16 protein-coding genes, 3 pseudogenes, 1 CRISPR repeat array, 1 riboswitch and 1 other annotated feature are annotated in these 21,292 nt (G+C 54.3%); of the genes and pseudogenes, 15 read left to right on the top strand and 4 right to left on the bottom strand.

Annotated features, from left to right (window positions below):
- The first annotated feature begins 447 nt into the window (after positions 1-447).
- The 4 genes and pseudogenes from B1A75_RS07455 to B1A75_RS07440 form a co-directional block, all read left to right on the top strand.
- The gene (locus B1A75_RS07455) at positions 448-1,236 is read left to right on the top strand and encodes an alpha/beta hydrolase family protein (protein WP_079936001.1); all 789 of its coding nucleotides are present in this window, start codon (positions 448-450) and stop codon (positions 1,234-1,236) included.
- A 90-nt stretch (positions 1,237-1,326) separates the two neighbouring features.
- Positions 1,327-1,569 carry a DUF2584 domain-containing protein gene (locus tag B1A75_RS07450; protein WP_053413939.1) on the top strand — a complete coding sequence of 81 codons (243 nt, stop codon included), beginning with the start codon at positions 1,327-1,329 and terminating at the stop codon, positions 1,567-1,569.
- A gap of 279 nt (positions 1,570-1,848) precedes the next feature.
- Positions 1,849-2,751 (top strand): Rpn family recombination-promoting nuclease/putative transposase, encoded by a 903-nt coding sequence (locus B1A75_RS07445; RefSeq protein ID WP_074044099.1) that lies wholly within the window; start codon positions 1,849-1,851, stop codon positions 2,749-2,751.
- 200 nt (positions 2,752-2,951) lie between these two features.
- Positions 2,952-3,839: a CRISPR direct-repeat array (repeat unit 30 nt; unit sequence GTTTTTATCGTACCTATGAGGGATTGAAAC).
- A gap of 109 nt (positions 3,840-3,948) precedes the next feature.
- Positions 3,949-4,167: pseudogene (locus B1A75_RS07440) on the top strand (hypothetical protein); the annotation flags it as partial.
- A 503-nt stretch (positions 4,168-4,670) separates the two neighbouring features.
- Here B1A75_RS07440 and pckA read toward each other — a convergent pair.
- A complete protein-coding gene (pckA, locus tag B1A75_RS07430; RefSeq protein WP_074044100.1) occupies positions 4,671-6,257 on the bottom strand; it encodes a phosphoenolpyruvate carboxykinase (ATP) in 1,587 nt (528 codons plus the stop codon).
- Between the two features lie 218 nt (positions 6,258-6,475).
- Positions 6,476-6,590, top strand: a riboswitch (SAM riboswitch).
- Positions 6,591-6,719: 129 nt separating this feature from the next.
- Between pckA and metK the strand changes: the two genes are divergently transcribed.
- Positions 6,720-7,931 (top strand): methionine adenosyltransferase, encoded by a 1,212-nt coding sequence (metK, locus tag B1A75_RS07425; protein WP_074044101.1) that lies wholly within the window; start codon positions 6,720-6,722, stop codon positions 7,929-7,931.
- Between the two features lie 22 nt (positions 7,932-7,953).
- On the opposite strand, the gene B1A75_RS07420 is transcribed toward metK, so the two are convergent.
- A complete protein-coding gene (locus B1A75_RS07420) occupies positions 7,954-8,502 on the bottom strand; it encodes a gamma carbonic anhydrase (protein ID WP_079936000.1) in 549 nt (182 codons plus the stop codon).
- Positions 8,503-8,662: 160 nt separating this feature from the next.
- On the opposite strand from B1A75_RS07420, the gene B1A75_RS07415 reads away from it, so the two are divergent.
- Complete coding sequence (locus B1A75_RS07415) at positions 8,663-9,745, top strand: tetraprenyl-beta-curcumene synthase family protein (protein WP_074044103.1); 1,083 nt, start codon at positions 8,663-8,665, stop codon at positions 9,743-9,745.
- 57 nt (positions 9,746-9,802) lie between these two features.
- Here the strand turns inward: B1A75_RS07415 and mnmM are convergent, their stop codons facing one another.
- Complete coding sequence (gene mnmM / locus B1A75_RS07410) at positions 9,803-10,390, bottom strand: tRNA 5-(aminomethyl)-2-thiouridylate-methyltransferase MnmM (protein WP_074044104.1); 588 nt, start codon at positions 10,388-10,390, stop codon at positions 9,803-9,805.
- 294 nt (positions 10,391-10,684) lie between these two features.
- Here mnmM and B1A75_RS07405 point away from each other — a divergent pair, with 294 nt between their 5' ends.
- From B1A75_RS07405 to B1A75_RS07370, 9 genes and pseudogenes are all read left to right on the top strand, one after another.
- On the top strand, positions 10,685-10,948 hold the full coding sequence (locus B1A75_RS07405; RefSeq protein ID WP_011232317.1) for a YtzC family protein: 264 nt from the start codon (positions 10,685-10,687) through the stop codon (positions 10,946-10,948).
- Between the two features lie 79 nt (positions 10,949-11,027).
- Positions 11,028-11,192: pseudogene (locus tag B1A75_RS20210) on the top strand (glycogen biosynthesis protein GlgD).
- Between the two features lie 111 nt (positions 11,193-11,303).
- Positions 11,304-12,503 (top strand): MDR family MFS transporter, encoded by a 1,200-nt coding sequence (locus B1A75_RS07395; protein ID WP_074044105.1) that lies wholly within the window; start codon positions 11,304-11,306, stop codon positions 12,501-12,503.
- Positions 12,504-12,594: 91 nt separating this feature from the next.
- Positions 12,595-12,816, top strand: a binding site (T-box leader).
- Positions 12,817-12,890: 74 nt separating this feature from the next.
- Positions 12,891-15,308, top strand: a complete 2,418-nt coding sequence (leuS, locus tag B1A75_RS07390; protein ID WP_074044106.1) for a leucine--tRNA ligase — start codon at positions 12,891-12,893, stop codon at positions 15,306-15,308.
- Positions 15,309-15,476: 168 nt separating this feature from the next.
- Positions 15,477-15,791 (top strand): rhodanese-like domain-containing protein, encoded by a 315-nt coding sequence (locus B1A75_RS07385; protein WP_066234356.1) that lies wholly within the window; start codon positions 15,477-15,479, stop codon positions 15,789-15,791.
- A gap of 203 nt (positions 15,792-15,994) precedes the next feature.
- Positions 15,995-17,269 (top strand): helix-turn-helix domain-containing protein, encoded by a 1,275-nt coding sequence (locus B1A75_RS07380; RefSeq protein ID WP_079935999.1) that lies wholly within the window; start codon positions 15,995-15,997, stop codon positions 17,267-17,269.
- 15 nt (positions 17,270-17,284) lie between these two features.
- On the top strand, positions 17,285-17,413 hold the full coding sequence (locus tag B1A75_RS20525) for a hypothetical protein (protein ID WP_275651047.1): 129 nt from the start codon (positions 17,285-17,287) through the stop codon (positions 17,411-17,413).
- 472 nt (positions 17,414-17,885) lie between these two features.
- Positions 17,886-19,433 (top strand): annotated as a pseudogene (locus tag B1A75_RS07375) (M4 family metallopeptidase); the annotation flags it as partial.
- A 115-nt stretch (positions 19,434-19,548) separates the two neighbouring features.
- Positions 19,549-19,728 carry a sporulation protein Cse60 gene (locus B1A75_RS07370; RefSeq protein ID WP_008880941.1) on the top strand — a complete coding sequence of 60 codons (180 nt, stop codon included), beginning with the start codon at positions 19,549-19,551 and terminating at the stop codon, positions 19,726-19,728.
- Between the two features lie 193 nt (positions 19,729-19,921).
- Here B1A75_RS07370 and B1A75_RS07365 read toward each other — a convergent pair whose 3' ends face one another.
- Complete coding sequence (locus tag B1A75_RS07365) at positions 19,922-21,232, bottom strand: BaiN/RdsA family NAD(P)/FAD-dependent oxidoreductase (protein WP_079935997.1); 1,311 nt, start codon at positions 21,230-21,232, stop codon at positions 19,922-19,924.
- Positions 21,233-21,292 lie beyond the last annotated feature (60 nt).

The following is a 21,292-nucleotide window of genomic DNA, read 5'->3' as shown; positions in this document are numbered from 1 at the left end:
TCCCCCCTGCGAACGGCAGAATCGTTGGACAACGAGATGACACCGGAGAAGCTGGCGTGATTTCATCCATTCGACCTTGAGTCCCTAAAGGAGCTTGGCCGGCCTCCGCCTGATGACGAGACCGAACGAGGGAATGTTGGCGCGAAGACGCCCGGAGACATGGGAGGGTTCGTCCTCATCAGCGACGCGGAGATCCAAAGGGTGCATCGAATATGCTTCCCCCCGTGGCAGGAAAATATAACCAGCCGTGGCCGCGAAGCGCACCCTAGGTCTGTAAGATATCCACAAAACTGAAAAAGGATGTAAGGGATTTTGTCGAAAAATATTTTTTGGACACCCCTGAGAGGCCGAAAAGCCTTGATAGATCAACATTTCTAGAGGGAGGCGTTGGGGGATGATGACGGGTGGTTCGCATCATCTGTTTTCGCGTGGGAAGGAGGCAGGCGTATGGAGGGAGACATCATCGACCAATACCGGTTTCCGTCGCCGCATCCGGGAATCGATGTGTTCTTTGTCACCTATATGTCCCAAGGGCTGAAGGTGAAAGGGTTTTTGGCGGCGCCGAAGCGAAAAGGCGTTTATGACGGGTTGTTGTATTTGCGCGGCGGGATCAAAAACGTCGGGCAGGTGCGAGTGCCGCGCCTTGTCCAATTCGCTTCGCACGGGTTTGTCGTCTTCGCTCCGCTCTATCGCGGCAATGGGGGCGGAGAAGGAAACGAAGATTTCGCCGGTGAAGACCGCTATGACGCGCTCGCTGGGTTTCATCTCCTGCGCCGCCATCCGCTCGTCCATCCCGGGCGCGTTCACATGTTCGGCTTCTCCCGCGGCGGGGCGATGGCGCTCCATGCCGCCTTGATGGCCGAAGAGGTCTGTTCGGTGGCGGTCTGGGGCGGGGTGGCCGATATGGAGCTTACGTATTGGGAGCGGCCTGACTTGCGGCGGATGATGAAGCGCGTCATCGGCGGGACGCCGAACAAATGCCCGGAGCGCTACCGGCACCGCACGCCGCTCTATCATCTGGAACGACTCAAGGCCCCGGTGCTCATCATCCACGGCGGGCGCGATGAAAACGTATCGATTGAGCACGCTTGGCGGCTTGAGCGGCGGCTGAAGCAGCTCGGCAAACCGGTCACGGCTTGGTACTTCCCTGAGTTCACCCACTATTTTCCGCCGCAAGCCAATCGCGAGACGGTGCAAAGGCTCACAGTATGGATGAAACAACAGCCGACGATGTGATACGATACAACTAGAGGGGCGGCTGCGTGCGCCGCTCGGGTGGCGGCGCGGCCGCCAACGAATCGATGGGGTGCCAAGGAGGTTGGAAAGATGGGCATGCCGATGGAACTGCAGACGGTCATTGTGACAAAAGGAAAGGAACAGCGCGTTCAAGGAAATGTGTTTGTGTTGGAAAAAGAAGGCTACCGCTTGTATCCGCTTGACGTGCCGCTTGAAGTGCGCCGGACGATGCAAAGCGAAGCGAGCGGCGTCGCGGTTGTGAGAAAGCTCGAATGGGAAGGCAGCCGGACGACGGTGACGTATGAGCTCGTCAGCCTGTATTCGACGAATTGAACGAGGCTGTACACCACGAAGCGGCTGAATGAGCGCTGAACGGGTTCATCGGACAGGAGCGCAAACGGAAGAACGGTTTGCGCTCTTGGCTCCGGTTTTTGCCGTCTATAGTTAACTTGTGGCGTCAGGCCGATTCAGACAAGCATAAAAATAGCCTTTGCTTGAGGATTTCCTGTGCGACGTTTGATCATACCATAAAAAAGTAGGGGGGAGGAGAAGGAGTTTGGCCGCGGAGAGCGAATATCATAACGTGAATTCCATGTCGCAAGGAGGGGAAACGTGGCTAAACCGCGAATCGATCACGACCGGTTGTTCAAAGAGCTGCTGTCGACGTTTTTCGAAGAGTTTTTGCTTCTTTTCTTTCCCAACGTGTACGAGCACATCGACGTTCACCACCTTTCTTTCCTCTCAGAAGAACTGTTTACCGACGTGACGGCCGGAGAGAAGCACCGCGTCGATTTGTTGGTGGAAACGAAGATGAAAGGGGAAGACGGGCTCGTCATCGTTCACGTCGAACACCAAAGCTACGCACAGCGGACCTTCCCCGAGCGAATGTTCCTCTACTTCAGCCGCTTGTTTCAAAAATACCGCCGCCGCATTCTTCCGATCGCCATCTTCAGCTATGATGAACACCACGATGAACCTTCCTCATTGGTCGTCCAGTTTCCGTTTTTGACCGTTCTCGACTTCCGCTTTCTGACGGTGGAGCTGCGCAAACTGCCGTGGCGCGCGTACATCCGCCATGACAATCCCGTCGCCGCTGCCTTGTTAAGCAAAATGGGGTATAATGAAGAAGAAAAGGTCGAAGTGAAAAAAGAATTTTTGCGCATGCTCGTCCGCCTTGAGCTCGATGAGGCGAAACAGCGGCTGTTGTTCGGTTTTTTTGAAACGTATTTGCGGTTGTCCGAAGAGGAGGAAGCCAAACTGCGAAACGAGGTGAGTCAAATGGAAACGAAGGAAGCGAAGCAAGTGATGGAGCTCATCGTCTCGTACGAACAGCGGGGAATGGAAAAGGGAATTCAACAAGGAGTCAAACAAGGGATGAAGCAAGGGCGCCAAAAAGGGATTGAGGAAGGGAAGCTCGACGTGGTGAAGAGAATGCTGGCGAAAGGGTACGATGTCGACACGATCCACGAACTGACCGGGCTGCCGGTTGAGAAGATCGAACGGGTGAAGGGGTAAGCAGAGCAGACTCTTCGCCGTCGAGCCTCACATTGTCGTCGACCCCCAATCGTGCAAAAACCCCGGGGGATCGACGACAATGGTTTTTGGCGCCCTAAACCTACAGCCATCGAGGCTGAAAGCCATTGACAGAATTTTTGAAACGTGATATTCTGAAAACAGCGCTAGATCGAAATGCTTGATACAACAAGCATTTTTTGGTTTTTATCGTACCTATGAGGGATTGAAACGCAAAACATCGTTTAAAGGAGTATTTTCTTATCACAGTTTTTATCGTACCTATGAGGGATTGAAACAATCGATGGAAATCGTAAGCAAACCGCGCGACCAAGGTTTTTATCGTACCTATGAGGGATTGAAACAATGATTCCGTTTGGGACTACGATAGCGTCGTATGCGTTTTTATCGTACCTATGAGGGATTGAAACATCGCCAAGTGTGCCGGAATAATCTCGCGCAAAGCAGTTTTTATCGTACCTATGAGGGATTGAAACCTACTAAGTTTCCTTTTTCTTTGCCTTGGGATCTCTATGTTTTTATCGTACCTATGAGGGATTGAAACTTCAGCATTTTGTCTGCAACACGAATCGCATCCTCTGTTTTTATCGTACCTATGAGGGATTGAAACTATATTGTATGCTCTCTAAACCTCCACTTTGCCCGGGTTTTTATCGTACCTATGAGGGATTGAAACTTCGTCTTTAAATGATAGTTCGTTGATGAACATTCAATGTTTTTATCGTACCTATGAGGGATTGAAACCCGGAACTAGAATACGAAAGTGAGGGGGCAAGCGCGTTTTTATCGTACCTATGAGGGATTGAAACATCGAGACATTTCCCGATTTCGATGAGGATTGCGCGTTTTTATCGTACCTATGAGGGATTGAAACTCGGGCAAATCCTTTTCTGTAATCACTCCCGTCCAAGTTTTTATCGTACCTATGAGGGATTGAAACAACGGCAGGCGATTGATACGCTTTTAGGGGAAGACGTTTTTATCGTACCTATGAGGGATTGAAACTTGAGAAGCCATTCAATGAAATACCGTTCCTTCACGTTTTTATCGTACCTATGAGGGATTGAAACAGCTTGGTTCAGCTTGTCCAACTCGGCCGTAATGCGTGTTTTTATAAAATCGCGAGCGAGAAAACCCACTTCTTCAGATGTGGGATGAAAGAAGGAGGGAGGTGAAAAGATGCCCACGATCACCTTAAAATTGGAGCTTTACAAACCAACGAAAGCCAAGCAAGAGATGTATGAGAAGATGTCCGACATCAACACCCAATTTGCCAATTGGCTGTTGAATCATCCCGAGCTGAATCAAGCGACGAGCAAACTATTTAAAGCGTTTTCGTCGCAACGGTTTCCTTCTGCCATCGCTTGCCAGACCATTCGAGATGTAAAGTTTCAAAGGATGGCCGAAATCCAGACGCCATTTCCGATTCCTTCAAAAAATGACATGAAGCTAATCGATTTAGCGTGCACATTTCTCCAAGTGTATTCCCATCCTAGACTGATCGAAAGGAGAAAGTTCTTTAGGCCTTTGCCTTGAGCCGTCTTCTTCTTTGTATGTTCTTGTATATGCAACAGAAACATGAGAATGCTTGAGACGACATAGAAAAATAAGGTGATATTGATTAAAAGGAACGGCGACCCTACACTGACAATCAAACTCCCGATCGGCCATGCGCTAAGTTTGATGAATTGGTCTAACGTGTTTAAAAAACTGTTGGCTTTCAAGATTCCCTCCTTACAGAATGCGTTTGATCGAGTCCGATTGTTTTTGAGGTCGTCTGAGGCGAATGAAACGGACCGACGTACAGAAATGTCTAACGATTCAGTGTCGGAGACTAAAGCAGAGGAAAGAACAGAAAACCCGGCCGGACAGGAGTTGTTCCCTGTCCGGCCGGGTTCTTGTTAAACGAGCGGTCCGCCGAGTTTTTCAATGGACGGATCGATGTGGGCGAATTTTTGGAAGTTGGCGCGGAACTTTTGCGCCAGCTCTTTTGCTTTTTGTTCGTATGCTTGTTTGTCGGCCCATGTGTTTTGCGGCTGCAGGACGTCATCCGGCACGCCCGGGACGCGGGTTGGGATGGCGAGGCCGAAAATCGGGTCTTGCACCGTTTCGACGTTGTCCAGCTCCCCTTCGACGGCGGCTTGCACCATCGCCCGGGTGTAGGCGAGCTTCATGCGGCTGCCGACGCCGTACGGTCCCCCTGTCCAGCCGGTGTTGACCAAAAAGACGCGGACGTTGTGTTCGGCGATTTTTTGCCCGAGCATTTCCGCGTATTCGACGGCCGGGCGCGGCAAAAACGGTGCGCCAAAGCATGTCGAGAACGTCGCTTCCGGTTCGGTGACGCCGCGTTCGGTGCCGGCGAGTTTGCTTGTGTAGCCGCTTAAGAAATGGTACATCGCTTGTTCGCGCGTCAGCTTGCTGATCGGCGGCAGGACGCCGAACGCATCAGCCGTCAAAAACACGATCGTGGACGGGTGGCCGGCGACGCTCGGGTCGATGATGTTTTGGATCGCTTGAAGCGGGTAGGCGGCGCGCGTGTTTTCCGTCAGCGTGCCGTCGTCGTAATTGGGCACCCGCGTCGCGTCATCGAGAACGACGTTTTCGAGCACCGCGCCGAAACCGATGGCGTCAAAAATTTGCGGCTCTTTCTCGCGCGACAAGTTGATGCATTTCGCATAGCAGCCGCCTTCGATGTTGAAAATGCCGCGGCTTGACCAGCCGTGTTCATCATCGCCGATCAAGCGGCGGTTCGGGTCGGTCGAGAGCGTCGTTTTTCCCGTTCCCGACAAGCCGAAAAAGAGGGCGACGTCGCCTTCCTGGCCGACGTTGGCCGAGCAGTGCATCGGCAGGATGCCTTGTTCCGGCAGCAAATAGTTCATCACCGAGAAAATCGATTTTTTCATTTCGCCGGCATACTCGGTGCCGCCGATCAACACGGTGCGCCGTTCAAACGAGATGATGATGAACGCTTCCGAGCGCGTGCCGTCGACTTTCGGGTCGGCTTTAAAGTTCGGCGCGCAAATCACCGTAAATTGCGGCTCATGCGCGGCGAGCTCCTCGGCGCTCGGCCGGATGAACAGCTGATGGACGAACAAGTTGTGCCAGGCGAATTCGTTGACGACTTGAATCGGCAACCGGTATTTCGGATCGGCGCCGGCAAAGCCTTTAAACACGAACAGTTCATCTTTATTCATTAAATAGTCGAGCACTTTGTCGTACAGTTTATCAAACGTCTCCGGAGACATCGGCTGGTTGACCGCTCCCCAGTCGATCGTTTGCTTCGTTGACGGTTCTTCGACGATGTATTTGTCTTTCGGCGACCGCCCCGTGTACTTGCCGGTTGTCACCGCGACGGCCCCGGTGTGCGTCAGCCGGCCTTCATTCCGCTGCAGCACTTTCTCGACGAGCTCGGCAACGGACAGTTGATGATGCACGTACGGTTTTTGTAGCAATAAATCAAGCTTATTTGTCATGTTTGCGATCCCCATATCCAAAACCTGCCTTCTTTTTGTAATCACTCTTGAAAATAGTATAACACATTTTTATTAATAGTCCATACTAATTGTGTGGGTTTTTCAAACTTTATTTTTCCCATTGTGTTGATTGCCTTGAGGAAAGAATTTTCGCGGCTGGAAATGATAAAAAATGAATTTCTATAGTTGACTTTGCCGATTCCGTTGCGATATGATAAGTCATTGAACGGATACTCTTATCCCGAGCCGGTGGAGGGACAGGCCCGATGAAGCCCAGCAACCGTCACAACTGTACATGTGTGAAATGGTGCTAACCTGTGGCAAGGCGCAGTCCTTGAACGATAAGAGTGAAAGGAAGCAATACGATTGCTCTGACCTTTCCTCAGCCGTTACAGGAAAGGTTTTTTATATTGCGAAGGGAAAAAGGGAAATGAGTTCCGTGTCGCCACATTATGCCAAGAGGAGGAAACAAACCGAATGTCAGCCAAACGCCGCTTGTTTACTTCAGAGTCTGTGACGGAAGGACATCCGGATAAAATTTGCGACCAAATTTCCGACGCCATTTTGGATGCCATTTTGGAAAAAGACCCGAACGCCCGCGTCGCCTGCGAAACGAGCGTCACGACCGGGCTGGTGCTCGTGAGCGGGGAAATCACGACATCAACATACGTGGACATTCCGCGCATCGTCCGCGATACGGTTCGCGAAATCGGCTACACGCGCGCCAAATACGGATTTGACGCCGATACGTGCGCGGTGCTGACGTCGATTGACGAACAATCGCCGGACATTGCGATGGGGGTTGACCGGGCGCTCGAGGCGCGCGAAGGTCAGATGACTGACGAGGAAATTGAAGCGATCGGCGCCGGCGACCAAGGGTTGATGTTTGGGTTCGCTTGCAATGAGACGGAAGAATTGATGCCGCTGCCGATTTCGCTTGCGCACCGCTTGGCGCGCCGATTGGCGGAAGTGCGCAAAACGGACGTCTTGCCGTACTTGCGGCCGGACGGGAAAACGCAAGTGACGATCGAATACGATGAAAACGGCAAACCGGTGCGCGTCGATACGATCGTCGTTTCCGCGCAGCATCATCCGGAAATTACGCAGGACCAAATCCAACGCGACATTAAAGAACAGGTCATCAAGCCGGTCGTGCCCGCGGAGCTGCTTGATGAGGACACGAAATATTTCATCAACCCGACAGGACGGTTTGTCATCGGCGGTCCGCAAGGGGATGCTGGGTTGACGGGGCGGAAAATCATCGTCGATACGTACGGCGGCTACGCTCGCCACGGCGGTGGCGCGTTCTCGGGCAAAGATCCGACGAAAGTCGACCGCTCGGCGGCGTATGCGGCCCGCTATGTCGCGAAAAACATCGTCGCGGCAGGACTGGCCGACAAATGCGAAGTGCAGCTTGCCTACGCGATCGGCGTCGCCCGCCCAGTTTCGATTTCGATCGATACGTTCGGCACCGGCAAAGTGTCGGAAGACATTTTGATTGAGGTCGTGCGCAACAACTTCGATCTCCGCCCGGCGGGCATCATCAAAATGCTCGACCTTCGCCGCCCGATTTACAAACAGACGGCTGCTTACGGCCATTTTGGGCGTACGGACATCGACCTGCCGTGGGAGCGCACCGACAAAGCCGCCTTGTTGAAAGAACAAGCGCTGGCGTTGGCGGACAAGTGATGAAAGAAAAAGAGCTGCCTGATCACGGCAGCTCTTTTTTGTTGGCGCACGATGTCCGCTGTTGCTGCAGCGCTTTGTAATACTGCCCTTTCTCAACATATTCGCGGCGGATGCGCTCCATTTCGCGGATGTCGTCTTCGGTCAGCTCGCGGACGACTTTCGCCGGCCGGCCGAGGGCGAGTGTGTTCGGCGGAATTTTTTTGCCCGGCGGCACTAAACTGCCGGCGCCAATAAACGCGCCTTCCCCGATTTCCGCGCGGTCCAAAATGATCGAGCCCATGCCGATGAGCGCGTTTTTGCGGATGATGGCGCTGTGCAAAATGACTTGGTGGCCGATTGTTACGCCGTCTTCAATGATAAGCGGATTGTGTGGACTTTGATGCAAAATTGAGTTATCTTGAATATTGACCCGGTTGCCAATCACCGTTGGCGCCACATCGCCGCGAATGACGGTGCCAAACCAAATGCTCGTCTCTTCGCCGATCACGACATCGCCGGTGATCGTCACATAGTCGGCGATAAAGGCGGAGGCGGCAATTTGCGGCGTTTTGCCTTTGTATGGGTAAATCATCGCTTTCGTTCCTTTCTTAATGTAAAATAGTCCGCTCACTTTTATTTTACAAAGTAAGGATCGTAAATGAAAGAGAACAGCAGCTGGATTCGTTTGCCCTGGTGATGGGGATGGCAATACTAGGAGACAAGAGCATCGTTTTTGCCCCGAGGTGAGCTGATTGAAAATTCCGACGCATCCAATCGCATTGATGAAAATGGTGTATCGTGACGTGCTTCCGCTTGTCCATCGCGAGCTTGCCTATTGGCGGCAGCGGGCGGAGCGCATCCCTGACCCCGAGCTGCGGCGCCAAGCGCTCGCGAGCATCGCTTCGAAAACGTTCCATTGCGAAGGCGGCTCCATTTTGGCGCTCTTGGCCGGAGAAAACATGGAGGCCTGCATCCGCTTTATCGTTGCTTACCAGACGATCAGCGATTATTTGGATAATTTGTGCGACCGCAGCACCTCGCTCGATCCGCTCGACTTTCGCGCCTTGCACGATTCGATGCCGGACGCCTTGACGATCGGCGCGGAGCCGTCGAACTATTACCGCCATCGCCGTGAACAGGAAGACGGCGGCTATTTGCCGGCGCTCGTCCGCACGTGCCAAGAGGTGCTCGAGACGGCGCGCCATTATGAGACGATCGCCCCGTTTTTGCATGAATTGGCCGGCTATTATTGCGACTTGCAAGTGCATAAACACGTCGATGTCAACGAGCGGGTGCCGCGGCTTGAGAAATGGTTCGCGCAATACAAAGACGCCTTGCCGCCGATGGAATGGTATGAGTTTTCCGCCTGCTCCGGTTCGACGCTCGGCATTTTCTGCCTCGTCGCCTATGCGTTTGGCGAATCGCTGCCGCCGGAGATGGCGAGACAAGTGCGCGACGGCTATTTTCCATACATTCAAGGGCTGCACATTTTGCTCGACTATTTGATCGACCAGGAGGAAGACCGGGAAGGCGGCGATTTAAACTTTTGCTTTTACTATCCGAATGAAACGGTGATGCTTGAGCGGCTTTGCCATTTCATCGAAGAGGCCGACCGCCATGTTGGCGCGCTTCCGCACGGCGAGTTTCACCGCCTCATTCACCGAGGGCTTCTTGGGTTGTATTTGTCGGATGCCAAGGTGAAAAAGCAGCGCGGGCTGCGCCGGCTGGCGCGCCGGCTCGTCCGCGCCGGCGGGGCGGCGTCGCAGTTTTTCTATTGGAACGGAAAAGCATACCGCTTTTGGCAGGAGCGGCAAAAACGGCTGTCCTTTTCATAAGGGCGGTCGTTTGCTTGTATTGGCAAGGGCAGCGGTTCGTCAGCGGACCGGACGGACTCAGGCGCCCCCATCCGCCCGATTCTCGAGCGCGATCAAAAACGGCGGGTCGTTTTGCCGATTGATGAATTCGTATTTCAAGGCATGGACGCGCCGTTGATCAAGAGAGCGGACGTAATCAAGGAGCGCGTCGCGTTCGCGCTTTCCTTCCGGATGGCCGTGGTACACGACAAGAACGATGACGCCGCCCGGCTTCATGACGGAAAGCAGCTGGCGGACCGCTTCGATCGTCGATTCCGGCTCGGTGACGATTTGCTTATTGCCGCCCGGCAAATAGCCGAGGTTGAACACCGCGCCGGCGATGCGCCCGTGTACATCGGCGGGAAGCGCCTCAAGCATTTCGCTATGGCTTCGTTGAAACAACGTCGCCCGCCCGCATAGCCCATGTTCCGCGAGGCGGGCGGAAGCGGCGGTGATGGCCTCAGGCTGAATGTCAAAGCCGAACACATGGCCGAAATCCCCGACGCGTTGAGCCAAATACACGGTGTCGTGCCCGTTGCCGACGGTCGCGTCGACGGCGATGTCGCCTTCGTTGACCGCTTGATCAAGCAAAAAGCGGGCAAACGGCAAAATGTTCATCAAAGCCATCGGTTGGGCCCTCCTTGCGATCGTTTCATCGTTTACGTTGGCGGGTATGGCGCTGCGGCCAAAGATGTCGGGCGCCATCGCTTTCTCCCTCTAGCCGCCCCATCCTCTACGCCAGCATGGCGGAAACCCTTGAGCTGACCGACATCGGCCTGATCGAGCTGAACGAAGATCCTCACGTCGGCATTGTAACAAAAACTTCATGGAAAATCGACCGCTGCCAATCATTGGCGTGATACGGCCAGCCTATGCGGCGCATAGTAAACATGAGGGAACATCACGAAACGAGGTGAGCAGATGGCAACAAGACAATCTGTTGAGGAATTTTTGCAGCGGTGTGAAGATGTGATCCGCTACGCGAAAGAGCAATATACGGAAGCGCAAAAGCAGGAGCATTACAACATCACCGAATACACAAACGCCCAGCAGATGCTCGAGCAGACGGTCATCGATTTGGCGCACTTGGCGCGAAGCTGCAACGCCCAGCAGCGCGAGCAGCTGCATCGGATGCGGCTCCAACTGGAGCAATTGCAAAACGACATGATTTTGCTTGACCGCTGAAACGGGAAGCGAACGCATGGCGATCATGTTGCCAAACGGCATCTGTTTGCTTGACCGCTGAAACGAGGAGGAACACGACATGAAGCGACGCCTGAAACAAACGAATCCGGAACAAAAAACACGCAACGGCCAAAACAATAACGATTTGGAGCTTGGTTAAGACTTTGACCCGGTGAAGCTGGCGAAAAAGCAATACGAGGAAACGGGCGGCCAACCGATCCGCTCCAAGCAGCGGAACGGGTGACGACAAGCCAAAGGGGCGGATGCCGCTCCTTATTTTTTATTGATTTTTTTCGCGTTTCCCCCTACAATTATTTCGGAACTCAAAATAAAAGCCAGAAAAGGATGATGGCCGATGCCCCGCGCTCTTTGGTGGCTGCTTGTCGGCATGGCGCTCAATGTGACAGGGGCGTCGTTTCTATGGCCGCTAAACACGATCTATTTGCACGAACAGCTCGGCCAGCCGCTCGCTGTCGCTGGTGTCGTGCTCATGCTCAACTCTGGGGGAAGTGTCATCGGCAGCTTGGCTGGCGGCTTTTTATTTGACCGGATCGGCGGGTTTCGCGTTTTGTTGGCCGGGGCGGTGTTGACGATGGCCGCGCTTGCGGGGTTGAACGTTTGGCACGGTTGGCCGCATTATGCGGTGTTTTTGGCGCTTGTCGGCATTGGCAGCGGCGTCGTCTTTCCGGCGGCGTCGGCGTACGCCGGGGCGATTTGGCCGGACGGGGGGCGGCGGGCGTTCAACGCCTTGTATGTCGCGCAAAACATCGGCGTCGCCGTCGGTTCGGCGCTTGGCGGGCTTGTCGCTTCATATTCGTTCTCGCTCGTTTTTTTCGCCAATCTTTTGTTGTATGCCGCGTTTTTGTTTACGGTTGTAGCCGGGTTGCGCCGCGTTCCGATTTTGCCGCCGCTGAGAAAGAAACGATCCGGAGAAGCGGAAAGAGCGCCATCCCGCGCCGTGGGCTGGGCGCTCGCCCTCCTTTGCGCCGGCTATGGACTGTGCTGGTTGAGCTATGTCCAATGGTCGACGACGATCGCCGCCTATACGCGCGAGCTCGGGATACCGGTCGGGCAGTACAGCTTGCTTTGGACGATCAACGGCGCATTGATCGTTTTCGGCCAGCCGGCGCTGGCGCGGGTGATCCGCCGCTTCATGCCGACGTTGAAGCGGCAAATCGTGATCGGTTTTCTTATTTTCGCCGTTTCGTTTGCCATGCTGTTGGGGGCGCATTCGTTTGCTGAGTTTGCCGCGTCCATGATTGTGCTCACGATCGCCGAGATGATCGTCTGGCCGGCGATTCCGGCCGCGGTGAACGAATGGGCGCCGCCGGGGAAAGCCGGGTTTTACCAAGGAATCGTCAACGGAACGGCCACGGCCGGACGGATGATCGGACCGGTCATCGGCGGCTCGGTCGCGGATCTGTTTGGAATGAAGCTACTCATCATGATGTTAGCATTGTTTGCCTTATTGGCGGTGCTGGCCGCGCTTTTGCATGATCGTCGGCTCCCGAAGCGGACGGAGAACGCGGATGAAAAAACCGCGGCTTCCGTATAGGTTTCGGCTTGCAATTGATCGACAAATTTTTTAAAATAATAATAAATTTGTCATTCTGTCCACTCATCGGTCGATTCATGCGCGAATAAGGCGAATAACGGTGAAGAGGAGCAGTAGCGGGCCCGACGGACGGCAGAGAGTTGACGGATGGTGCGAGTCAACCGAAGTCGGCCCGTGAACTCGCCTCGGAGTTGCCGGCGCGAACGATCCCCGACAGCGCCGGCCGTCCATCCGCGTTAAGGAAGAAAGCGGGTGCGCCGTTTGGCGCGCCAAAAAGGGTGGTACCGCGGGAAGCGCGCCTCTCGTCCCTTTGCGTGGGGATGGGGGGTTTTTTTGTACATATTTTCGTCAATGATGCAAGTAGAACTTGATAGGAGGAGTGCTGCGATGAGCTTCAACCACCGCGAAATCGAAAAAAAATGGCAGGACTATTGGGAGAAAAACAAAACGTTCCGCACGCCCGATGATGACGACAAGCCGAAGTTTTACGTTCTCGACATGTTCCCGTATCCGTCCGGCGCCGGCTTGCACGTCGGCCATCCGGAAGGGTATACGGCGACCGACATTTTGGCGCGCATGAAACGGATGCAAGGGTACAATGTCCTTCACCCGATGGGCTGGGACGCGTTCGGGCTGCCGGCCGAGCAATATGCGCTCGATACCGGCAACGACCCGGCGGAGTTTACGCAAAAAAACATCGACAACTTCCGCCGGCAAATCAAGTCGCTCGGCTTTTCGTATGACTGGGATCGGGAGATCAACACGACCGACCCGAACTATTACAAATGGACGCAATGGATTTTCTTGAAGCTGTATGAAAAAGGGCTCGCCTACATGGATGAAGTGCCGGTCAACTGGTGTCCGGCGCTTGGCACGGTGCTGGCGAACGAAGAGGTGATCAACGGCCGGAGCGAGCGCGGCGGGCATCCGGTCATCCGCAAGCCGATGCGGCAATGGATGCTGAGAATCACCGCCTATGCCGACCGCTTGCTTGAAGACTTGGAGGAGCTCGACTGGCCAGAAAGCATTAAGGAGATGCAGCGCAACTGGATCGGTCGTTCGGAAGGAGCGGAAATCGAGTTTGCCGTCGACGGCCATGACGAAACGTTCACCGTGTTCACGACGCGTCCCGATACGCTCTTTGGCGCGACATACACCGTCTTGGCGCCGGAGCATCCGCTTGTTGAGAAAATCACGACGCCGGAGCAAAAACCGGCCGTTGACGCCTATTTAAAAGAAATCCAAAGCAAAAGCGATCTCGAGCGCACCGATTTGGCGAAAGAAAAAACGGGCGTGTTCACCGGCGCGTACGCCATTCACCCGGTCACCGGCGATCGGCTTCCGATTTGGATCGCCGACTACGTCTTGATGAGCTACGGCACCGGAGCGATCATGGCCGTGCCGGCGCACGATGAGCGCGACTACGAGTTTGCGAAAAAATTCCACTTGCCGATGAAAGAAGTCGTCGCCGGTGGGAATATCGAAAAGGAAGCGTACACCGGAGACGGCGAGCATATCAACTCCGAGTTTTTGAACGGCTTGAACAAGCAGGAAGCGATCGAAAAAATGATCGCATGGCTTGAGGAGCACGGCAAAGGGCGGAAAAAAGTGTCGTACCGGCTGCGCGACTGGCTGTTCAGCCGCCAGCGCTACTGGGGCGAGCCGATTCCGATCATCCATTGGGAAGACGGCACGATGACGCCGGTGCCGGAAGAGGAATTGCCGCTTGTGTTGCCGAAAACGGATGAAATTCGTCCGTCGGGAACGGGCGAGTCGCCGCTGGCCAACATCGAAGAATGGGTCAATGTTGTCGACCCGAAAACCGGGAAAAAAGGGCGGCGCGAAACGAACACGATGCCGCAATGGGCTGGAAGCTGCTGGTATTATTTGCGCTACATCGACCCGCACAACGACAAGCAGCTCGCCGATCCGGAAAAGCTGAAAAAGTGGCTGCCGGTCGATGTCTACATCGGCGGGGCGGAGCACGCGGTCTTGCATTTGCTTTATGCCCGCTTCTGGCATAAGTTTCTTTATGACCTTGGCATCGTGCCGACGAAAGAACCGTTCCAAAAGCTGTTCAACCAAGGGATGATTTTAGGCGAAAACAACGAAAAAATGAGCAAATCAAAAGGCAACGTCGTCAACCCGGACGACATCATCGAAAGCCATGGGGCCGACACCTTGCGGCTGTATGAAATGTTCATGGGGCCGCTTGAGGCGTCGATCGCTTGGTCGACGAAAGGGCTTGACGGGGCGCGGCGCTTCCTCGACCGCGTCTGGAGACTCTTTGTCACCGAGAATGGCGAACTGAACCCGAACATTGTCGACGAACCGGCGAACGACACGCTCGAGCGCGTCTATCACCAAACGGTGAAAAAAGTGACGGAAGACTATGAAGCGCTCCGCTTTAACACCGCCATTTCGCAGCTTATGGTGTTCATCAACGAAGCGTACAAAGCGGAGCAAATGAAAAAAGAATACATGGAAGGCTTCGTCAAGCTCTTGTCGCCGGTCTGCCCGCACATCGGCGAGGAGCTGTGGCAAAAGCTTGGCCACACGGACACGATCGCCTATGAACCGTGGCCGACGTATGATGAAACGAAGCTTGTGGAAGACGTCGTGGAAATCGTCGTGCAAATCAACGGCAAAGTGCGGTCGCGTTTGCACGTGCCAGTTGATTTACCAAAAGAAGCGCTCGAGGAGCGGGCGCTCGCCGATGAAAAAATTAAAGAGCAGCTTGAGGGCAAAACTGTGCGCAAAGTGATCGCCGTCCCCGGCAAGCTCGTCAACATCGTCGCCAACTGACGGAAAAGCGGCCGCCCGACTTGAGACGGCGCACGCGGCGTCAAGGAACGATCATCTTGAACCAGTTTCCGCGCAGCCAGCGCAAGCGGGGAGGAATCGGCTTCGTACTTCCCCGCTGCCTTCTGCCGAAACGAAGCATTGAACGCGAGAGAAAGGGGTCGATCTGCCATGGAAGAGATCAAAGAAATCACGCCGGCTGAAGTGAAAGAAAAACTCGAACGCGGCGAAAAGCTGAACATTGTCGATGTGCGCGAAGACGAGGAAGTCGCCCTCGGCATGATCCCCGGCGCCAAACATATTAAAATGGGCGACATCCCCGATCGGCTTGCCGAATTCGACCGCAACGAAGAATATATTTTCGTCTGCCGCTCCGGACGGCGGAGCGAAAACGTCTGCCGCTACTTGCAAGAGCTCGGCTATCGCGTCCGCAACATGACGGGCGGCATGCTCGAGTGGGAAGGCGAAACGGTGCCGAAGCGATAAACGCCTCCGGTTTAGGAATGTCTTGGCAAACGGGCGGCTTGCTTTTCCTTAACAAATTTCCGCTTGCGGTTTGGGCAAGAAAAAGGTGTCCCGGCTTTTTGGGGCGCCTTTTTCGTTTTGTTTTAGTGCTAAAGTGTGATGCAACAGGAGGATAGAAAAGGATATAATTTTCAGTAAAATCAGATTGAAGGGGTCGATTCCGGTTGAAACTAGGCGACCGCTTGAAATTCGCCCGCTTGATGAAAGGCCTGACCCAAGAAGAAACGGCTGAAGGCATTATTTCCGTTTCGTATTTATCGAAAATTGAGAACAACCAAGTCATCCCGAGCCAAGAGGTGCTCGAATGGCTGTTTCGGCGGTTGGACATCCGGCCGGGTGGAAACGAAACAATGCCTTCATGGTTCGAATGGGTGATGTCGTGGTATAAGGCGATGACGAACCGTGATGTGCCTGCCGCGCGGGAACTGTATGAAACGGTCAAAGAACGATGCGAGCAGTCTGGGGATGCCGAAGCCATGATTTATTTTCAGCTGATGCGAATCCGATATTGGCTGCTTCTTGGCGACAAAAAGGGGGCGGAAACAGCGGCGCAAAGCGTGCGGGACTGGTATGGGGCGTTCAGTGATGACATGCGCTATTATTATTGGAAATTTTTTGGCCTTTTGTATTATTGCCAAGAAAAGTACGATGACGCCTTGCATTGTTATCAAAAGGCAGAACAGTTGTTGAAGGGAGAATGGAAAACGAGCGGGGAGGAAGCTGATTTGGCTTACTTGTCGGCGCTTGCTTTCAGCCGTCTGTGGAAATGGTTTCAATGCCTTCAATACGCCGAGCGCGCGCTGACGCTCAGCCAGGCGGAATACGACTTGCGGCGGAGCGCCGAATGCCATGTGTTGTTGGCGATTTGCTACCGGCGTTGCGGGGAGATCGATAAAGCGGTCGACCATTGTCTGCTGGCCCAAAAGGCGGCGAGGATGTTGGATGATCGACGGCTTCTTGGGATTGTGGAACACAATCTCGGCCACTTGAAAGGAATGAAACGTCAATACCGCGAGGCGGTGCAACATTACGAGAACAGTTTGATCTATAAAGAGGACGCCCCGCTGGATGCCCGGCTCATCACGCTTTTGTCGCTCGTTCGCGTGCATTGCGATGCCAAGCATTATCGCAAAGCGTCGATGGCTGTCGAGGAAGGGTGGAAACAGCTCGAACAAGCCCCTAACGGCGCGTCCGAGCATTATGAGTATTATTTGCATTTTTCCATTTACCGGCTGCTTTTGAGCGGAGAAGACGAACTGTTAGAGCGGTTGCTCAAACAGGAGGCGATTCCATACTTTCAAAAAAAGAAGGAGTATGATGACGCTTCTTTGTATGCCGAATATTTGGCGGATTGTTATATGCGGAGGCGCCAATACAAGCAGGCGGCCCAATATTATCAGCTAAGCTGCACCCTCTTGCGGACGCAAACCGGCGTTTGAAAGGAGGTGAAGCTCGTGAAAAAGCGGGTCATCGTGATCGTCGCTCTCGCCGTCCTTGGCCTCGCTTCGGCCTTTGGCCAAGGCATCGGGGTGAATGAAGCGGCAAAAGATGAGCATCCACCGCCGACAGTGATCGCCCGATAAAAGAAGCGGCCGGATGAGCGCTTTACCTGTCTGTGTTGATCTTCTTCGAACCGATCCGTCTCCTGTTTTCGTCATGGTGCGAAAGCGGGGGATGAGTCGGTTTTTTTGTTTCGTCCGTTGAAGCACGTCCTGTGGAAATCCGTCGGCTCAAGCGAAAAAGATCAATCGTTTTTTCCGCTTGGCAGCCTCGCTGCCGGTCGTGTTTCACTTTGGCCGTTTTGTCGCAGGTGGAAAGCCGCAAAGAGGGAAAAACGGAAAATAGGCTGCCGGATCAGGCCGCATGTCGCCCGATCATTTTCCCAATACCCAATCAAAATATATTGTAATAAAATTTTTATTAGAATAAATAATTTGAAAATATAAGAAAGGGGTAAAGGGAATGAACAAAAGGGCGATGCTTGGTGCGATTGGGTTGGCGTTTGGATTGATGGCTTGGCCGCTCGGTGCTTCAGCGAAGGAAAGATCAATGGTGTGGAACGAACAGTGGAAGACGCCATCGTTCGTTTCTGGTTCGCTGTTAAAAGGCGAGGATGCTCCGGAAGAATTGGTTTACCGTTATCTTGATCAAGAGAAGAATACGTTCCGACTTGATGGACAAGCCCGCGAACGGCTGGGCTTGATTGGCAAACAAACGGATGAACTCGGCCATACGGTTATGCGTTTTGAACAGCGCTATCACGGCATCCCGGTGTATGGCGCCGTGTTGGTTGCCCATGTCAACGATGGCGAATTGTCCTCTTTGTCGGGCGCGCTTATTCCGGATTTGGACAAACAAACGTTGAAAACAAAAGCCGCTATTTCCGTTCAACAAGCGGAAATGATCGCGGAACAAGATGTGGCTGATGCGGTGACGAAAGAACGGCCGGCGAGCGAAGAGGGAAAACGAACGCGGCTTGTCATCTATCCGGATGGGGAGACCCCGCGCCTCGCCTATGAGGTCAATGTCCGCTTTTTAACCCCTGTCCCAGGCAACTGGATATACATGATCGATGCGGTAGACGGAAAAGTGTTGAACAAATGGAACCAAATGGACGAGGCGAAGCCGGGCGGCGGGCAGCCGGTCGCCGGTACATCGACGGTCGGCGTGGGCCGCGGTGTGTTGGGGGATCAGAAATATATCAATACGACGTATTCCTCGTCTTATGGCTACTACTATTTGCAAGACAATACGCGCGGCAGCGGCATTTTTACGTATGACGGACGAAACCGCACCGTTTTGCCCGGCAGCTTATGGGCCGATGTCGACAACCAATTTTTCGCCAGCTATGACGCGGCGGCCGTGGACGCCCATTATTACGCCGGCATCACGTATGACTATTACAAAAACGTTCATAACCGACTGAGCTATGACGGCGCCGATGCACCGATTCGCTCGACCGTCCATTACGGCCGCGGTTACAACAACGCGTTTTGGAATGGTTCACAAATGGTGTACGGCGATGGAGACGGACAGACTTTTTTGCCGTTTTCTGGAGGAATTGACGTCGTTGGGCATGAGTTGACCCATGCGGTGACCGATTACACGGCCGGCTTGGTGTATCAAAACGAATCCGGCGCCATCAATGAAGCGATGTCCGACATTTTCGGCACACTCATCGAATTTTACGCCAACCGCAACCCGGATTGGGAGATCGGCGAAGACATTTACACGCCGGGAATTGCAGGCGACGCGCTTCGCTCCATGTCGGATCCGGCGAAATACGGCGATCCGGATCATTACTCGAAACGCTACACAGGCACACAAGACAATGGAGGAGTCCATACAAACAGCGGCATCATCAATAAAGCCGCCTACCTGCTCAGCCAAGGCGGCACGCACTACGGAGTGAGCGTCACCGGCATCGGCCGCGACAAAATGGGAAAAGTTTTTTACCGCGCTCTCGTCTATTATTTGACGCCGACGTCGAACTTCAGCCAGCTGCGCGCCGCCTGCGTGCAAGCGGCCGCTGATTTGTACGGGTCGACAAGCCAAGAAGTCAACTCGGTGAAACAGGCGTTCAATGCGGTTGGAGTGTATTAAGACGAATGAAGTTTCTGACGTCACGCGTCCCGCTGTTCGGGGGCGCGTGACGCCTTTTGTGGGCAGGATTTTCCCTAAATGCGTGGAAAAGGAAAAAGAAAACGGGGGAATGGCGATGTACAAAGTGAAAGTGTTTGATAAAGAGCATGAAAAAGATTTGGAAGCGGCGGTCAATGATTTTTTAGCCCGATTGAAAGACGGACAGTTGATCGATGTCAAGTACAGCGTGGCGGCGATGGAATCGGAAGGCGAGCAAATCTACTGTTTTTCCGCCATGGTCATTTACCGGACTTGACACTCCACACGGCTCCAGACTGTGGGATTCTTTGGGCCGTTTTCGTGCTTATCCCCCCAAAGCGGGCGACGCTTTTTTCATTGCGGCATTTCCATTTCAGGCGGCGAAATTTTGCGATCGCCCGCCTTGAAGACGGGCGTTGTCGGAATGTCAGCGGACGCCCCGGAGCACCCGAGGGGCATGAGGACGGCGGTCAATTCGTTGCTGTCTGCCCCGCGGAGCCGCTGATCCCGTTTTTTTCCGCCAATGCATAGCGGGCGGCGTTCACGCCGGCGAGCCGCCCGGTGACAAGGGCGGCGGTGATGTTGTAGCCGCCCGTGTAGCCGTGAATGTCCAAAATTTCGCCGCAAAAGTAAAGGCCGGCCATGCATTTGGAGGCCATCGTTTTCGGTTCGATCTCTTTGACCGACACGCCGCCGCCAGTGACGAACGCTTTCTCAAGCGGCAGCGTGCCGTGGACGTGAAACGTAAACTGTTTGCATTGCTGGACAAACGCCCGCAGCGCCTCGTGGCTTACCGTGCCGGCGGAGGCGTGCGGGTCGATGCCGGCCCGCTCGAGCAAAAAGACAGCGTACCGCTCGGGCAGCCCCGTTTTGGCGATCGTTTTCATCGCCTTTTTCGGCTCCTCTTTGCACAGCTTGGCGAAATGTTGAAACAGCTCTTCCTGCGTCACGTCTGGAAGCGCGTCGATGCTCATGGCGACCGCGCTGTCCGCCGCTTTTTTCAACGCCTTGACGACAAACTGGCTGCAGCGGAGGGCGGCCGGGCCGGAAATGCCGAAATGGGTGAACAGCATATCCATCCGGTGGGTGATGATCGGCTTGCCGTTCGGCTTTAAGACGCTTAACGCGACGTCGCGCAGCGACAAGCCTTGCAGCGTCCGCTCTTTGATGAACGGCTCATGCGAGACGATCGGCACTTCGGTCGGAAACAATTCGGTCACCGTGTGCCCCGCTTTTTCCGCCCACGGATAGCCGTCGCCCGTTGAGCCGGTTTGCGGCACCGATTTGCCGCCGACGGCGACGACAACCGCACGGGCGTGGATCGTCTCCCCGCTTTTCAGCGTGACACCGACTGTTTTTCCTTGTTCATACAACACGTCCGCCACTGGCGATTCAAGCCGAACATCGACGCCAAGGCGCGACAATTCGCGAACAAGCGCGTCGACGACCGACTGGGCGCTGTCGCTTTTGGGAAACATGCGGCCGTGGTCTTCCTCCTTGAGCGGCACGCCGAGCCGCTCAAAAAAGCGGATGATGTCTTCATTGTTAAATACGGAAAAGGCGCTGTATAAAAAGCGGCCGTTGCCGGGAATATGGCGGACAATTTCATCCACCGGCAGCCGATTCGTCACGTTGCAGCGCCCGCCGCCGGAGATGGCGAGCTTGCGCCCGAGCTTCGTTCCTTTTTCCAACAAGAGCACCTTCGCCCCCTCTTCGCCGGCGCCGATCGCCGCCATGAGCCCGGACGGACCGCCGCCGATGATGATGACGTCGTATCCCATGTTCATTACACCCTTTCTTTCTGCGCGTGGCCGATATTTTTCGTTCCATTGACAACTATG

Origin of the sequence: Geobacillus sp. LEMMY01 (assembly GCF_002042905.1) — a bacterium.
Taxonomy (GTDB): Bacteria; Bacillota; Bacilli; order Bacillales; family Anoxybacillaceae; genus Geobacillus; species Geobacillus proteiniphilus.
Note: the sequence above shows the minus strand (reverse complement) of the source record. Positions and strands in the feature narration are given on the sequence as shown.

What these genes read in the sequence shown, in the direction of transcription:
- B1A75_RS07370 (WP_008880941.1), top strand. Translation starts at nt 19,549, where the DNA reads ATGTACAAAGTGAAAGTGTTTGATAAAGAGCATGAAAAAGATTTGGAA.
- B1A75_RS07365 (WP_079935997.1), bottom strand. Translation starts at nt 21,232, where the DNA reads ATGGGATACGACGTCATCATCATCGGCGGCGGTCCGTCCGGGCTCATG.
- B1A75_RS07455 (WP_079936001.1), top strand. Translation starts at nt 448, where the DNA reads ATGGAGGGAGACATCATCGACCAATACCGGTTTCCGTCGCCGCATCCG.
- mnmM (WP_074044104.1), bottom strand. Translation starts at nt 10,390, where the DNA reads ATGGCTTTGATGAACATTTTGCCGTTTGCCCGCTTTTTGCTTGATCAA.
- B1A75_RS07450 (WP_053413939.1), top strand. Translation starts at nt 1,327, where the DNA reads ATGGGCATGCCGATGGAACTGCAGACGGTCATTGTGACAAAAGGAAAG.
- B1A75_RS07395 (WP_074044105.1), top strand. Translation starts at nt 11,304, where the DNA reads ATGCCCCGCGCTCTTTGGTGGCTGCTTGTCGGCATGGCGCTCAATGTG.
- B1A75_RS07385 (WP_066234356.1), top strand. Translation starts at nt 15,477, where the DNA reads ATGGAAGAGATCAAAGAAATCACGCCGGCTGAAGTGAAAGAAAAACTC.
- leuS (WP_074044106.1), top strand. Translation starts at nt 12,891, where the DNA reads ATGAGCTTCAACCACCGCGAAATCGAAAAAAAATGGCAGGACTATTGG.
- B1A75_RS07420 (WP_079936000.1), bottom strand. Translation starts at nt 8,502, where the DNA reads ATGATTTACCCATACAAAGGCAAAACGCCGCAAATTGCCGCCTCCGCC.
- metK (WP_074044101.1), top strand. Translation starts at nt 6,720, where the DNA reads ATGTCAGCCAAACGCCGCTTGTTTACTTCAGAGTCTGTGACGGAAGGA.
- B1A75_RS07405 (WP_011232317.1), top strand. Translation starts at nt 10,685, where the DNA reads ATGGCAACAAGACAATCTGTTGAGGAATTTTTGCAGCGGTGTGAAGAT.
- pckA (WP_074044100.1), bottom strand. Translation starts at nt 6,257, where the DNA reads ATGGGGATCGCAAACATGACAAATAAGCTTGATTTATTGCTACAAAAA.